Below are 15987 nucleotides of genomic sequence, written 5' to 3' on the forward strand. Positions count from 1 at the left end.
AGATCGACTGGTAAAGCCTGTTTTTTTGAACTAGCCTTGTCTGACAAAAGCAGGGCGGGAATCAAATCAACCAGAAAATCGCTGCAGAAAAACAGGGGCCACCGACATGTCATTCGGCTAGTTTCACGCCCGCCTGCCAGGGCCATTTAAAGATTCGTCCATGAATTAGCCGACGTCGCGTCGCGACAGCCGGGGGGCACGCTTTTGTCCGCGATTTTCTGCGGCCGGCTGTTCGATTTCACGGTAATGCCAATTCCAATAACATAACGAGGGAAAGCATGAATCTTGCGCGTTCGAAAAAATCCGGCGAACCGTTTCCGAAATTGTTATTGCCGACGGGTGTTTTTCTGGCGCTGTCCGGCGCCGGTATCGTGCCCGCCTATGCGACCTGTACCACCGCGGGCACGACGGTGACCTGCTCCGGGGTCGCCAACCCGCTTGCGCCGAGTTACTCGAACAGCGCGAACAACATCAACGCGACCGTCAATGCCGGCTCGAGCCTCGGCGTACTGCTCGGCGTCGGCGGCACCGCACTGTCATTGACGGGGAGCAATACCCACCTGACCAACAACGGCACGATCGACCCGTCGGCGCTCGGCACCGGGCTCGGCGTGCTGTCGAGCGGCACGGTGATCGGCAACGCGGCGGCGAGCGCCGGCACCACCGTCACCAACAACGGCACGATGAACGGCTCGACCGGCGTGGCGATCAGCGGCGTGACGGGCATGGCGCTGTCGGTCCAGAACGGCACCGGCGGCACGTCGAACATCACCAACACCGGCACGATCGGCTCGAACGCGCTGGTCGGCGCGACACTCGTCGGTGCGGACGCGCCCGTGGTCGCCGCGTACGGCGGCGCCACGGTCAACATGACGAACAGCGGGACGATCACCGGCCGCGTGTCGCTCGGTTCGAACGGCACGCCCGGGGCGGGCAACTCGTTCGTCAACTCGGGCACGATCAACGGCAGCGTGTCGATGGGTGCGAACAGCACGAACTCGTTCACCGCGGTGACGGGCTCGTCGGTCAACACGGCCGGCGGCACCGGGGGCGCACTGAACATCACGGTCGGCCCGATCACGCTCGGCGTCGCGGCGACGGGCACGGTCGACGGCGGCGCGGGCGGCGACAACACGCTCAAGCTGCAGCAGGGGGCTGGCGCGAACGGCACGATCGCGGCCAACAACTACATCAACTTCAATCACGTCGATGTCCAGAGCGGCAACTGGACGATCAACGGCGCGTCGACCGCGCAGGACGCAACGCTGGCGGGCGGCGTCGCGATCATCAACGACAACGCGTCGCTCGGCACCGGCACGATCACGGCCACCGGCGGTGCCCTGCAGGCGGGGGCGGTCGGGCTCAACGTCAGCAACAACGTGAGCCTCGGCGCGGGCGGCCTGACGGTGCAGGGTTCGACCGGGCTCACGCTGTCGGGTACGGTATCGGGCGGCGGCGCGCTGACGAAGAACGACAGCGGGACGCTGACGTTGTCCGGCGCGAACAACTACACGGGCGGCACGAACCTGAACGCAGGCGGCCTCGTGGTCGGCAACAACGGGGCGCTCGGCACCGGTGCGCTGAACGTCAACGGCTCGGCCACGCTCGACTCGAGCACGAACGCGACGCTCAACAACACCGTCAATCTCGCCACGGGCACGACGCTGACGGTCGGCGGCAGCAACAATCTCGGGCTGGCCGGCTCCATCAACGGCAACGGCGGCCTCGTGAAGAACGGCGCGGCGACGCTGACGCTGACGGGCACGAACACCTACACCGGCGACACGACGATCAACAGCGGCACGCTCGCGCTGGGTGCGGGCGGCAGCCTCGCGGCATCCGGCACGGTGAACCTGAGCGGCGCGGGCGCGACGTTCGACCTGAGCAACGCGTCGGGCACGCAGACGGTCGGTGCGCTGGCGGGCGCGGCCGGCTCGAACGTGAATCTCGGCGGCAATTCGCTGACGTTGAACGGCAGCGGCAATGCGACGTACGCGGGCACGATCGGCGGCACGGGCGGCGTGACGCTCTCGGGCACGGGCACGCAGACGTTGACCGGCGCCAACGTGTACACGGGCGGGACGAACCTGAACGGCGGCAACCTCTCCGTCGGCAGCAATACGGCGCTCGGCCTCGGCGCGGTGAACGTGAACGGCTCGTCGACGCTCGACGCGACCGCCAACGTGTCGCTCGCGAACGGTGTCAACATCGCCGCCGGCACGACGCTGACGCTTGCCGGCAGCACCAATCTGGGCCTGAGCGGCACGGTTTCGGGTGGCGGCGGTCTCGTGAAGAACGGCGCGGCGACGGTGACGCTGTCCGGGGCAAACAATTACGCCGGCGGCACGACCTTGAACGCGGGCGGCCTGGTGCTCGGCAACCATGCGGCGCTCGGCACGGGCGCGCTGACCGTCGGCGGCGCGGCGACGCTCGATACGAACACGAACCTGTCGGTCAACAACGCAGTCAACCTCAACACCGGTTCGACGCTGACACTGGGCGGCAGCAATGCCCTCACGCTGAACGGCGGCATCACCGGCGCGGGCGGTCTTGTGAAGGACGGCGCGGCGACCACGACGTTGACGGCCGCGAACACCTATACGGGCGGCACGACGATCAACGCGGGCACGCTGGCGATCAGCGGGGGCGGCAGCCTCGCGGCGACCGGCGCGGTGAACCTGGCCGGCGCGGGTGCGACGCTCGACGTGAGCGCCGCGACCGGTGCGCAGTCGATCGGTGCGTTGTCCGGTGTGGCCGGGACGAACGTCGCGCTGGGCGGCAATGGGCTGACGCTGGGCGGGACCGCCAGCGGCACCTTCAGCGGCGCGATCGGCGGCACCGGCAGCCTGACGCTGGCCGGCACCGGCACGCAGACGCTGAACGGCGCGAGCACCTACTCGGGCGGCACGAACCTGAACAGCGGCAGCAGCGTGGTGCTCGGCAACAACGGTGCGCTTGGCAGTGGCACGGTGAACGTCGCGGGCACCGCGACGCTCGACACCAACACGAGCGTGTCGGTCGCCAACGCGGTCAGTCTCGGCAACGGTTCGGCGCTGACGCTGGGCGGCAGCAATGCGCTCGCGTTGAGCGGCGGCATTTCCGGCGCGGGCGGTCTCGTGAAGAATGGCCCGGCGACCACGACGCTGACGGGCGCGAACACCTACACGGGCGGCACGACGATCAACGCGGGCACGCTGGCGGTGGGCGCGGGCGGCAGCCTGGCGGCGACGGGCGCGGTGAACCTGGCAGGCGCGGGCGCGGCGCTCGACCTGGGCGCGGCGACCAGCGCCCAGACGATCGGTGCGCTGTCGGGTGTCGCGGGGACGGCCGTCAACATGGGCGGCAACGGGCTGACGCTGGGCGGGACCGCCAGCGGCAGCTTCGGCGGCGTGATCGGCGGCACCGGCAGCCTGACGCTGGCCGGTACCGGCACGCAGACGCTGACGGGCGCGAACGTCTATACGGGCGGCACGAACCTGAACAGCGGCGGCCTGGTGCTCGGCAACAACGGGGCGCTCGGCGGCGGCGCGCTGAACGTCGGCGGCGCGGCGACGCTCGACACGAGCGCGAGCCTGTCGGTCAACAACGCGGTCAATCTCGGCACCGGCGCGACGCTGACGCTCGGCGGCAGCAACGCGCTCACGTTGAACGGCGGCATCACCGGCGCGGGTGCCCTCGTGAAGAACGGCGCGGCGACGACGACGCTGACGAGCGCGGCCACCTACACGGGCGGCACGACGATCAACGCGGGCACGCTGGCGCTCGGTGCCGGCGGCAGCCTGGCGGCGACGGGCGCGGTGAACGTGGCCGGCGTGGGCGCCACACTCGACCTGAGCGGCGCGACGGGCGCGCAGACGATCGGCGCACTGAGCGGCGTCGCCGGCGCGGCCGTGAGCCTCGGCGCGAACGGCCTGACGCTGAGCGGGACCGCCAGCGGCAATTTCGGCGGCACGATCGGCGGCACCGGCGGCCTGACCGTGGCCGGCACGGGCACGCAAACGCTGTCCGGCACCAACACGTACACGGGCGGCACGACCATCAACGGCGGCAGCACGCTGGCGCTCGGCGCGGGCGGCAGTCTCGCGTCGACGGGTTCCGTGAACCTCGCCGGCACGGGCGCGACGTTCAACCTGAGCGGCGCATCGGGCCCGCAGGCGATCGGCGCGCTGACCGGGGTGGCCGGCACGAACGTGGACCTCGGAGCGAATGCGTTGACGTTGAACGGCAGCACCAATGGCACGTTCGGCGGCGCGATCGGCGGCACCGGTAGCGTGACGTTCGCGGGTACCGGCACGCAGACGCTGACGGGCGCGAATACGTACACGGGTGGCACGACGATCAACGGCGGCAGCACGCTGGCGCTGGGTGCGGGCGGCAGCCTCGCGTCGGGCGGCGCGGTGAATCTCGCCGGTGCGGGCGCGACGTTCAACCTGAGCGGCGCATCGGGCCCGCAGACGATCGGTGCGTTGAATGGCGCGGCCAGTACGAACGTGGATCTGGGCGCGAACGGGCTGACGTTGAGCGGGACTGCCAGCGGCACGTTCGGCGGGGTGATCGGCGGCACCGGTAGCGTGACGTTCGCCGGTACCGGCACGCAGACGCTGACGGGTGCGAACACCTATACGGGCGGCACGACCATCAACGGTGGCAGCACGCTGGCGCTCGGCGCGGGCGGCAGCCTTGCATCGGGCAGCGCGGTGAATCTCGCCGGCACGGGTGCGACGTTCAACCTGAGCGGCGCATCGGGACCGCAGACGCTCGGCACGCTGAGCGGTATCGGCGGCACGAGCGTGAACCTGGGCGCGAATGCGCTGACGTTGAACGGCAGCACCAACGGTACGTTCGGCGGCGTGATCGGCGGCACCGGCAGCGTGACGTTCGCGGGTACCGGCACGCAGACGCTGACGGGCGCCAATACGTACACGGGCGGCACGACCATCAACGGCGGCAGCACGCTGGCGCTCGGTGCGGGCGGCAGCCTCGCATCGGGCGGTGCAGTGAATCTCGCCGGTGCGGGTGCGACGTTCAACCTGAGCGGCGCATCGGGCGCGCAGACGATCGGCGCGTTGAACGGCGCGGCCAATACGAACGTGAACCTCGGCGCGAACGGGCTGACGTTGAGCGGCACCGCCAGCGGCACGTTCGGTGGCGCGATCGGCGGCACCGGTAGCATGACGTTCGCGGGCACCGGCACGCAGACGCTGACGGGTGCGAATACCTACACGGGCGGCACGACGATCGACGCCGGCAGCACGCTCGCGTTGGGCGCGGGCGGCAGCCTCGCGACGGGTAGCGCGGTGAATCTGGCCGGCACGGGTGCGACGTTCGACGTGAGCGGCGCGACGGGCGCGCAGACACTCGGTGCGTTGAACGGCGCGGGCGGCACGAACGTGAACCTCGGCGGCAACGCACTGACGTTGAACGGCAGCACCAACGGCACGTTCGGCGGCGTGATCGGCGGCACCGGCAGCGTGACGTTCGCGGGTACCGGCACGCAGACGCTGACGGGGGCGAACACGTACACGGGCGGCACGACGATCAACGGCGGCAGCACGCTGGCGCTCGGCGCGGGCGGCAGCCTCGCGTCGGGCAGCGCGGTGAATCTCGCCGGCACGGGCGCAACGTTCAACCTGAGCGGCGCATCGGGCGCGCAGACGCTCGGCACGCTGTCCGGCGGCGCAGGCACGAACGTGAACCTCGGCGCGAATGGACTCACGCTGAACGGCAGCGGCAACAACACGTTCGGCGGCGCGATCGGCGGCACGGGCAGCGTGACGTTCGCGGGCGCCGGCACGCAGACGCTGACGGGCGCGAATACCTACACGGGCGGTACGACGATCAATGGTGGCAGCACGCTGGCGTTGAGTGCGGGCGGCAGCCTCGCGTCGGGCAGCGCGGTGAATCTGGCCGGCACGGGTGCGACGTTCGACGTGAGCGGCGCGACGGGCGCGCAGACACTCGGTGCGTTGAACGGCGCGGGCGGCACGAACGTGAACCTCGGCGGCAACGCACTGACGTTGAACGGAAGCGGCGGGACGTTCGGCGGGGTGATCGGCGGCACCGGTAGCGTGACGTTCGCGGGCGCCGGCACACAGACGCTGACGGGCGCGAATACCTACACGGGCGGCACGACCATCAACGGCGGCAGCACGCTGGCGCTCGGCGCGGGCGGCAGCCTCGCGTCGGGTAGCGCGGTGAATCTCGCCGGCACGGGCGCAACGTTCAACCTGAGCGGCGCATCGGGCGCGCAGACGATCGGCGCGTTGAACGGCGCGGCCAATACGAACGTGAACCTCGGCGCGAATGGGCTCACGCTGAACGGTAGCGGCAACAACACGTTCGGCGGCGCGATCGGCGGCACGGGCAGCGTGACGTTCGCGGGCGCCGGCACGCAGACGCTGACGGGCGCGAACACCTACACGGGCGGCACGACCATCAACGGCGGCAGCACGTTGGCACTCGGCGCGGGCGGCAGCCTCGCGTCGGGCAGCACGGTGAATCTGGCCGGCACGGGTGCGACGCTCGACGTGAGCGGCGCGACGGGCGCACAGACGATTGGTGCGCTGAACGGCAGCGCCGGCACGAACGTGACCCTCGGCACGAATGCGCTCACGCTGAACGGCAGCGGCAACGGCACGTTCGGCGGTGCGATCGGCGGCGCGGGCGGCGTGACGTTCGCCGGCACCGGCACGCAGACACTGACGGGCGCGAACACCTACACGGGCGGCACGACGATCAACGGCGGCAGCACGCTGGCACTCGGCGCGGGCGGCAGCCTCGCGTCGACGGGCGCGGTGAATCTCGCGGGCGCGGGTGCGACGTTCGATGCGAGCGGCGCGACGGGCGCGCAGACGATCGGTACGTTGAACGGCGCGGCCGGCGCGACCGTCAATCTCGGGGCCAATGCGCTGACGTTGAACGGCAGCGGCAACGGCACGTTCGGCGGGACGATCGGCGGGGCGGGCGGCGTGACGATCGCCGGCACCGGCGTCCAGACGCTGACGGGCGCGAACACGTACACGGGCGGCACCACGATCGCGGCCGGCGGCGCGCTGCAACTCGGCAACGGCGGCACGTCGGGCAGCATCGCCGGCAATGTCGTCGACAACGGCGCGCTGATCGTCAACCAATCCGGCAACGTGACGATCGCAAGCGTGCTGTCCGGCACCGGTTCGCTCACGCAGGCCGGCAGCGGGCAACTGACGCTGACGGGCGCCAGCACGCTGAGCGGCCCGACCACGGTCAGCGCGGGCACGCTCGCCGTCAACGGTTCGCTCGGCCAGTCGACCGTGACCGTGCAGAACGGTGCGACGGTCACGGGCACCGGCACGATCGGCGGCCTCGTGGTGCAGGGCGGCGCGACGGCGGCCGCGTCGCAGCCGGGCGCGGCGCTGAACGTGGGCGGCAACGTCACGTTCCAGCCGGGCTCGACGTTCCAGGTCGCGGCCTCGCCGCAGCAAAGCGGCAGTCTCGCGGCTAGCGGCACGGCGACGCTGAACGGCGGCACCGTGCAGGTGCTCGCGAACCAGAGCGGCTACCAGCCGAGCACGACCTATACGATCCTCTCCGCGGGGTCGGGCGTGCAGGGCACGTTCAGCCAGGTGAATGCGAACTACGCGTTCCTCGCGCCGACGCTCAGCTACGATCCGGATCACGTGTACCTGCGGCTGGTCTCGAACGGTACCGCGTTTCCCGATGTCGCGACGACGCCGAACCAGCGCTCGGTCGCGGGCGCGCTCGGCGGGCTCGGCGCCGGCAACCCGCTGTACGACGCCGTGGTGACGACCGATGCGACGACCGCACGCCGTGCCTACGGGATGCTGGACGGCGAACTGCAGGCGAGCCTGAAGAGCATGCTGCTGCTCGACAGCCGCTATGTGCGCGACGCGGTGACGGATCGTGTCCGCCAGGGCCTCGCGCCCGGATCGGGCCCGCTCGCGGCGCTGTCGTCGGGGGGCGCGGCCTTGTGCGGCGACAACACGGCCGGCGCGGTCGACCCGACGCTGCCGCCGGAACGCCGGATCGGCTCGCGCGACGGCTGCTACGGCGGCACGCCTTACCAGCCGGTCGTCTGGGGGCAGGCGTTCGGCGGCCGCAGCCGGCTCACCGGCGACGGCAACGCGTCGACGGTCAACCGCAGCATGACGGGCTTCATCGCCGGTGCCGACATGGCGCTCAACGACAAGTGGCGGGCTGGCCTGGCCGCGGGCGTCACGCACAGCTCCCTCGACAACGACCAGAGTTCGTCGGCGTCGGTGAACAGCTACTACCTGTCGCTGTACGGCGGCGCGCAGTACGGCGCGCTCGGTGTGCGCGGCGGCGCGTCGTACACGTGGTACCGGATCAACAGCGACCGTTCGCCGGGCTTCGCGGGCTTCTCCGATCACGATTCGGCCGGCTACGACGCGAATTCGGCGCAGGTGTTCGGCGAAGTCGGCTACGCGCTGCCGGTCGGGCCCGTGGCGATCGAACCGTTCGCGGGCCTCGCGTATGTGAACCTGCACACCGACGGCTATACGGAAACCGGTGGCGCGGCCGCGCTGCGCGCCGGCGGCGAGACGACGCACGTCGGCTTCTCGACCCTCGGCGTGCGTGCCGCGTCGCAGCTCGGCTCGATCGCGAGCGGCACGTTCACCGCACGCGGGACGGTCGGCTGGCGGCATGCGTTCGGCAACGTGACGCCGTCGTCGGCGTTCACGTTCGCGAACGGCGGCACGTCGTTCCAGGTATCGGGCGTGCCGATTGCGCGCGACAGCGCCGTGCTCGAGGCCGGCATCGACGCGAACATCACGAAGCGCCTGACGCTCGGCCTCACGTACAGCGGCCAGTACGGCAGCGGCGTGCGCGACAACGCGATACTCGGCAACATCCTGTGGAAGTTCTGAGCGGTCACTGATGTGCCTGAACGCGACGCCATGCGGCGACGGCAACGTCGCACGGTGTCGCGGCTTTTTCCTCGCTGCGCACGTTCCCCGTTCTGTCCTATCCTGTGCGAAACACGCGACGCGCCGCGCGTTGCGGACCCGACACAGGAGCATCGATGCCGAATCACGCTGAAGCCACGACGACCCAGGCGCCGCAAGTCGCGCCTGTTGCCCCGATCGCACCGGCGGGCCCCGCCTTCATCGCGCCTGAAGCCGATCCGCAGGCACTGGCGCGCAACAACCAGTACGTGCTGAAATCCGGCGATGCGTTCGTGGTCAGCGACGCGCTCGGCGACATCGGCGGTCACGACGACGGCCTGTTCGTCGACGACATGCGCGTGCTGTCGACGTGGCGCCTGACCTTCGGCGGTCGCGCGCCGTCGCTGCTGTCGGGCGCGACGAGCGCCGACAACGCGTCGTTCACCGCCCACCTGACGAACCGGCCGCTGCCGCCGCTCGGCGGCCACGAAACGCCCGAGGGCGTGATCCACATCGAGCGGATGCGCGTGCTCGCGGGCGACGTGCTTTACGAAGCGCTGACGCTGACGAATTACGGCGCGAGCGAAGCCGAGGTGCCGCTGTCGCTGTCGTTCGCGGCCGATTTCAAGGACATGTTCGAGGTGCGCGGCACACAGCGCCCGAAGCGCGGCACCGTGGTGGCGCCGCGCGTCGACGCGGGCGCGGTGCGGCTGCGCTATGACGGCCTCGACAGCGTCGAGCGCAACGTGACCGTGCATTTCTCGCCGGCGCCCGATGCGCTGTCGGTCGATCGTGCCGATTACACGCTGACGATCGCCGCGCAGGCCTGCGTGTCGATCTACCTGACCGTCGACGCGACGCTCGGCCCCGCGCATGCGGAAGGGCCGGGATGCGGCCGCGTCGCGCTGCGCACCGCGCTCGTCGGCGTGCACCGCGAGATGCGCGCGCGGCGCGAATCGATGGCGCGCGTGAACACCGGCAATCCGCTGTTCGACGCGTGGCTCGACCGCTCGCTCGCGGATCTCGGGCTGCTCACGACGCAGCTCGACACGGGGCCGTACCCGTATGCGGGCATTCCGTGGTTCTCGACGCCGTTCGGCCGCGACGCGGTGATCACGTCGCTGCAGATGCTGTGGCTGCAGCCGTCGCTCGCGCGCGGCGTGCTGCGCTTCCTGGCCGAGCACCAGGCGCGCGAGACTTCCGCATTCCGCGACGCGGAGCCCGGCAAGATCATGCACGAGTTCCGCCGCAGCGAGATGGCCGCGACCGGCGAGGTGCCGTTCGCGCTGTACTACGGCGGGGTCGATACGACGCCGCTGTTCATCGTGCTCGCGGGTGCCTACGTCGAACGCACCGGCGACGATGCGCTGATCGACGAGCTGTGGCCCGCGCTCGAGCGTGCCGCGCAATGGGTGATCGACAAGTGCGACCGCAATCCTTACGGACTGCTCGATTACCAGCGCACGTCGGAGCGCGGCCTCGCGAACCAGGGCTGGAAGGACAGCCACGATTCGGTGTTCCACGCCGACGGCCGTTTCCCGGACGGGCCGATCGCGCTGGTCGAGGTGCAGGCGTATGCGTGCGCGGCGCTCGATGCGATGTCGATGTGCTCGCACCGGCGCGGCCACGCGGCCGATGCCACCCGCTATGCGTTGCGCGCGAAGACGTTGCGCGAGCAGGTCGACGCGCTGTTCTGGATGCCGGAAGGCGATTTCTACGGCATCGCGCTCGATGGTCATGGCGACCTGTGCCGCGTGTTCGCGTCGAACGCGGGCCACCTGCTCGCATTCGGTCTGCCCGACGCCGAGCGCGGCGCGGCGGTCGCCGGCGTGCTCGGCTCGGCGCTGTTCCAGACGGGGTGGGGCATCCGCACGCTCGCGGCCGGCCAGCCGCGCTTCAACCCGATGGCGTATCACAACGGCTCGGTGTGGCCGCACGACAATGCGCTGATCGCGCGCGGGCTGGCGCGCTACGGCGACAAGACCGCCGCGGTGAACCTGCTGCGCGCGCTGTTCGAGGCGGCGGTGAGCTTCGAGATGCGCCTGCCCGAACTGTTCTGCGGGTTCCCGCGCCGGCGCGGCGAACCGCCGACCGCGTATCCGGTGGCCTGCCTGCCGCAGGCGTGGGCGGCCGGTGCGCCGTTCATGATGCTGCAGGCCTGCCTCGGCGTGAGCATCGACGCAGCGCGCCACGAGGTGCGCGTCGAGCGCCCGACGCTGCCGGAAGGCGTCGACTGGCTGCGGATCGACGCGTTGCGCGTTGGTGACGAAACCGTGTCGCTCACGTTCCGCCGCGTCGACGGCCAGGTCGTCGCGGCGGCGGAGCAGCCGGGCCGAGTGAAGGTGGTCGCGGTGCTGTAGGGCCTGTTCACGCTAATAACGGGCTTGCGAACGTGCCTTGCCGGCTGCAGTGCAAGAAGCAAGGAGCGCCGTTTGGCCGAGCCAAACAAGCGACGCGCGACGCCGCAATGCGGCCGGCAAGGCACGTTCCCCTGTTTGGAAAAAATCATTCGTGGGGCTGGCCCCCAGAAGGGCCGATCGCCGCGTCATGCTCCTCGCGAATACGTCGAGTATTCGCTTCGTCGCAATCCTTGCGCTCGGCCCTTCTGGTGGCCAGCGCAAGCCCGTTATTAGCGTGAACAGGCCCTAGCGCGGCGCGAACGTTGCGCGATGTCGCGCCACGTTCGCGCGCAGCGGCATAGAATCGTGACATGACCCTTGAACGATGGCGGAGGTAGACGATGACGACCGACAACCGGCCCGACGACAGCGAGCACAAGCTCGAGAATCTGGAAGCGGCGGTCGACCACCTGCACAAGTCGATCGAATCGCAGAGCATCGCGGTCGGCGCGGCGAAGGGCATCCTGTTCAGCCTGATCGAAACGCTCGGCGCGCTGATCGGCGATCCCGACCTGCCCGAGCATGCGCGTTCGGGTTACGAGGCGCTGCGCGACAAGGCGAGCGAATTGCGCGGCGGGCTCGACCGGCATTGATGCCCGGATGGCCCCGGCCCCGGCGCCTGCCGCACGGGCCGCGCCGGGGCTGCCCGATTCTGTAGATGAAGCACAAAACCCCGTGCGCTCAAGGAGTTAGGTGGCCGGTACGCAGGATATCCACAAGCTTGCCAACACAATCTGTGGAGAACCGTCCGGCCCCCGCGCCGGGTGCGGCGCGGGCCGTGCGAAAGCGCCGGCGCTGCCACAGGGTTGACCTCGCAAGGTCCGTATATTGAATCCCCTTTTGTATCAGGATGTTACGCGCCGCATTTGAGGGATATCCACAGGCTTGCCAACATATTCTGTGGATAACTCGCAATCGATTGCGTCGCGACAGTTGAGGATCGGGCCGTCGGGGGCCGGCTCGCGACGCCCGTGAACAGAGGCTGCCCGATGTCTGCGTCGGCGCGCTAATTCGTGCGCGATCAAGGGCTTAGGTCCCGGGTACCCAGGATATCCACATCCTTGCCAACACTTTCTGTGGACAAGCCGGGCCGTGTCATTCGGCCTGCGCCGTCGCGGCCGCCTCGGCCACGATCCAGTCGCGAAAGAGCGTCATTGCCGGCGTGAGCGGTTTCGACTTCAGCGAAGTGAGCCAGTAACCGCCGGCGCGCACGTCGATGTCGAGCGGCCGCACGAGCAGGCCGAGCTGCAGTTCGCGCGCGAACATGCACGCCGGCGCGAGCGCGACGCCCGCGCCCTGCATCGCGGCCTCGACCATCAGCCGCGACGAATCGAACACGGGCCCGTTGACCGCCCACGGCGCGAGCTGCGCGGCGTCGAACCAGCCGTGCCATTCGTCGGTGCGGTACGAGCGCAGCAGCGTTTCGTTCGCGAGATCGGCCGGTTGCGCGAGGCGCCGCGCGATGTCCGGCGCGCACAGCGCGGTGAGCGGCGCGTCGAGCAGGCGCTCGTTGCGCGTGGCCGGCCAGTTGCCTTCCCCGAAGCGGATCGCGAAGTCGAGGCCCTCGGCGGCCAGGTCGACGACGTTGTTGTTGGTCCGCATCCGCAGCTCGACGAACGGATGCGTATCGCCGAACTGCTTCAAGCGCGGCATTAGCCAACCTAGGGCAAAGGTGCCGACGACGCCAAGCGTCAGCACCTCGTGGAAGCGCCCGCCGTCGAACTGCTTGAGCACGCTCTCGATGCGGCTGAACGCGTCGCTGAGCACCGGCAGCAGCGCGCGTCCCTCGTCGGTGAGCCCGAGGCCGCGCGGCAGCCGCGTGAACAGTGCGCAGCCGAGCCGCTCCTCCAGCGAGCGCACCTGCTGGCTGACCGCGGCCTGCGTCACGCTCAGCTCGAGGCCGGCGCGCGTGAAGTTCAGGTGGCGCGCCGACGATTCGAACGCGCGCAGCGCATTGAGCGGAAGATGAGGGCGGAGCTTGGTCATAAGAATTTCTTTTGTCAGCGCTCAATTATCGTTGCTTGTCAGGCAACCGTAAAGTCCCGATAGTGCTGTCTCGCCGGCCGGGCGCGTTCCACACCCTTTCGCTCACATTCCACCACGAGACAACCGACATGACCTACTCATCGAAACGTCGAACCCTGTTGCTGGCCGCGGCGACGGCGCCGCTTGCGTTGACCGTTGCCGCATGCGCGTCGCGGCAGGCCACGGCGCCGGACGACGCAACGGCCGCAGCCGCGGCTGCGGCGGCGGCCGTGACGCCCGCTGCAGCCGGGCAGATGCTGGCCGAGCTCGAACGCAGCGCGGGCGGCCGCCTCGGCGTATGCGCGATCGACATCGCGACCGGCCGGCGCGTGGAACATCGCCAGAACGAGCGCTTCCCGTTCTGCAGCACGTTCAAGGCGATGCTGAGCGCGGCGGTGCTGGCGCAGAGCGTCGATCGACCGGCGTTGCTGCAACAGCGCGTGACGTACACCCAGGCCGACCTCGTCAACTATTCGCCGGTGTCGGGCAAGCATGTCGACGACGGCATGACCGTCGCCGCGCTGTGCGAGGCCACGATCCAGTACAGCGACAACTCGGCCGCGAACCTGCTGATGAAGCTGCTCGGCGGCCCGTCGGCGGTGACGGCCTATGCGCGCTCGATCGGCGACGACACGTTCCGCCTCGATCGATGGGAGACCGAACTGAATACCGCGCTGCCGGGCGACCTGCGCGACACGACGACGCCGGCCGCGATGGCCGCGAGCATGCGTGTGCTGATGGTCGGCGAGGCGTTGCCGGCCGCGCAGCGTGCGCAGCTCGTCGCATGGATGCGCGGCAACAAGGTCGGCGACAAGCGGCTTCGTGCGGGCGTGCCGGCCGGGTGGACGGTCGGCGACAAGACGGGCACCGGCGACTACGGGACGACCAACGACGCGGGTGTCATGTGGTCGCCGTCGGGTGGGCCGATCGCGCTGGCCGTGTACTACACGCAGGCGCGTGCCGATGCGCGCGCGAAGGACGACGTGATCGCGTCGGTCGCACGCATCGTGGTCCGGGCATTCGGTTGAGGCGGGCGGCACGACGTGCGTGACGCGAGCCGCGTGCATGCCGTGCCGCAACCGTGACCCGCGTGATCAAACGTTGTGCGATCAACGACTTAGGTCACGCATGCTCAGGATATCCACATGCTTGCCAACAAAAAGTGTGGACAAGCCCGCGCGCGGCCGCATCCGGCGTGGCGCGGGCCGCCGTGCCGCATTTGAGGCGGCGCGGACAAAGTCTTTCGGATCAAGCGCTTGGCCTTGGTATGCGCAGGCTATCCACACGCTTGCCAACACAATCTGTGGACAAGCCGGTTCGCTCGCGCGGAAGGCGCTCGGTCATGTGGCGAATGGGCGTGCGGGCGGCACTTTCCCGGCCGCGTGCCGCATTTGAAGCGGCGCGGACAAAGTCTTTCGGATCAAGCGCTTGGTCGCGGTATGCGCAGGCTATCCACATGCTTGCCAACACAATCTGTGGACAAGCCTGGCAGCCGCGCTGGCGACGATCAGGGCTGCCGATCGTCGACGGTGGGCCAGCGCGCGAACGCGAACACCCACAACATGATGAAGTTCAGGACCGGGACGAACATCGTCAGGATCCACCAGCCCGAATGCCCGGTGCGCCGCACGATGCGGACGTACGGATAGATGACGACGGCGACCAGCACGATTGAGACGACCAGCTGCCACGCGGTGAAGTGTTCCATGGTCTTCCTCGGAGTGAGGTGTCGTGGTGCGGCGCCGGCGGAACGGCCGGCCCGTTGAGCCGTCGCGCGCAGCCGGCGATGCGCGGCCGCGTGCGGCTCGCGTGATCTTGACGCGTGGCGGGCGCGAGCGTCAAGGCGACGGTGAGGCGCTGCTGTTGCGCGGGATCGTGCGCTTGCACGCAGGCTCGGGCCGTGGGGTGCCGCAACCGTGACGCCGCGCATGAACCGCAGCCCGATCAACGGGTTAGCGCAGGCGTGCGCAGGATATCCACAAGCTTGCCAACAAAATCTGTGGGTAAGTGGCGCCGCGCAGGCGCGTGTGAACCGATTGCGGCGTGCATCGTCGTGGCGTCGTGATGCGAAGTGCGGCGAAGCGGTGTGTGCGATGGCCATCACCGGGGCCTCGTCTGCATCACGCGTGCCAAAGTCCGTCAGATCAAGGGCTTAGCGTTGCGGTGCGCAGGATATCCACAAGCTTGCCAACATTTTCTGTGGAGAAGTCCGGGGGCGCGAGCGACGCGCAACACCCTGGCTAATGCCACGCGTTGCCGCGATTCCCGCGTGCCCTCACGCGGTGCAGATACCGGCCACGCCGACTTTCTGGAACAGGTGCGGGCTCGCGACGGCGGACGACGGATAGGCCGACAGCTTGGCGACGAACTCGGGATGCGTGAAGGCCGCGCGAAATGCTTCAGTCGATTCCCAGATCGCGTAGTTCAGGTAAGTCGGACTGTCGCCGAGCGCGCGATGCAACTGGGTCGAGATGAATCCGGGCTGCCGCTTCATGAATTCGGCGTCGTCCTTCCACACGGCGAGAAAGTCCGCTTCGTCGGCGGCGGCCAGCGTGAATACGTTGACGAGGACGACCGGCTCGGCGTCGATGGCGATCTGTTGCTGGATCGGAAAGGCCGGATCCATCGGCTTGAAATGAGGCATGGGAACTCCTGTGGGT

Annotated in this window: 7 protein-coding genes; 4 read left to right on the top strand and 3 right to left on the bottom strand. The window is 69.4% G+C overall.

The genetic code is table 11. From position 1 onward, the window contains the following. The first annotated feature begins 278 nt into the window (after positions 1-278). From LGM56_RS01970 to LGM56_RS01980, 3 genes are all read left to right on the top strand, one after another. Positions 279-8885, top strand: a complete 8607-nt coding sequence (locus LGM56_RS01970) for an autotransporter-associated beta strand repeat-containing protein (protein ID WP_226202471.1) — start codon at positions 279-281, stop codon at positions 8883-8885. A gap of 155 nt (positions 8886-9040) precedes the next feature. Continuing rightward, positions 9041-11263 carry an amylo-alpha-1,6-glucosidase gene (locus LGM56_RS01975; RefSeq protein ID WP_226202473.1) on the top strand — a complete coding sequence of 741 codons (2223 nt, stop codon included), beginning with the start codon at positions 9041-9043 and terminating at the stop codon, positions 11261-11263. A 380-nt stretch (positions 11264-11643) separates the two neighbouring features. Then, entirely contained in the window at positions 11644-11895 is a 252-nt protein-coding gene (locus tag LGM56_RS01980; protein ID WP_011354368.1) for a hypothetical protein, read from the top strand. A 502-nt stretch (positions 11896-12397) separates the two neighbouring features. Here LGM56_RS01980 and penR read toward each other — a convergent pair. Further along, positions 12398-13288, bottom strand: coding sequence for a beta-lactamase transcriptional regulator PenR (penR, locus tag LGM56_RS01985; RefSeq protein WP_226202475.1), 891 nt, complete (start codon positions 13286-13288; stop codon positions 12398-12400). A 128-nt stretch (positions 13289-13416) separates the two neighbouring features. On the opposite strand from penR, the gene blaPEN-bcc reads away from it, so the two are divergent. Then, positions 13417-14355, top strand: a complete 939-nt coding sequence (gene blaPEN-bcc, locus LGM56_RS01990) for a PEN family class A beta-lactamase, Bcc-type (protein ID WP_226202477.1) — start codon at positions 13417-13419, stop codon at positions 14353-14355. Between the two features lie 479 nt (positions 14356-14834). Here blaPEN-bcc and LGM56_RS01995 read toward each other — a convergent pair whose 3' ends face one another. After that, complete coding sequence (locus LGM56_RS01995) at positions 14835-15035, bottom strand: membrane protein (RefSeq protein ID WP_041493212.1); 201 nt, start codon at positions 15033-15035, stop codon at positions 14835-14837. A 567-nt stretch (positions 15036-15602) separates the two neighbouring features. Then, complete coding sequence (locus LGM56_RS02000; protein WP_089441908.1) at positions 15603-15971, bottom strand: antibiotic biosynthesis monooxygenase family protein; 369 nt, start codon at positions 15969-15971, stop codon at positions 15603-15605. Positions 15972-15987: the final 16 nt, after the last annotated feature.

The organism is Burkholderia sp. AU38729 (assembly GCF_020419725.1).
Classification (GTDB): Bacteria; Pseudomonadota; Gammaproteobacteria; order Burkholderiales; family Burkholderiaceae; genus Burkholderia.

What these genes read in the sequence shown, in the direction of transcription:
- LGM56_RS01975 (WP_226202473.1), top strand. Translation starts at nt 9,041, where the DNA reads ATGCCGAATCACGCTGAAGCCACGACGACCCAGGCGCCGCAAGTCGCG.
- LGM56_RS01995 (WP_041493212.1), bottom strand. Translation starts at nt 15,035, where the DNA reads ATGGAACACTTCACCGCGTGGCAGCTGGTCGTCTCAATCGTGCTGGTC.
- blaPEN-bcc (WP_226202477.1), top strand. Translation starts at nt 13,417, where the DNA reads ATGACCTACTCATCGAAACGTCGAACCCTGTTGCTGGCCGCGGCGACG.
- LGM56_RS01980 (WP_011354368.1), top strand. Translation starts at nt 11,644, where the DNA reads ATGACGACCGACAACCGGCCCGACGACAGCGAGCACAAGCTCGAGAAT.
- LGM56_RS02000 (WP_089441908.1), bottom strand. Translation starts at nt 15,971, where the DNA reads ATGCCTCATTTCAAGCCGATGGATCCGGCCTTTCCGATCCAGCAACAG.
- penR (WP_226202475.1), bottom strand. Translation starts at nt 13,288, where the DNA reads ATGACCAAGCTCCGCCCTCATCTTCCGCTCAATGCGCTGCGCGCGTTC.
- LGM56_RS01970 (WP_226202471.1), top strand. Translation starts at nt 279, where the DNA reads ATGAATCTTGCGCGTTCGAAAAAATCCGGCGAACCGTTTCCGAAATTG.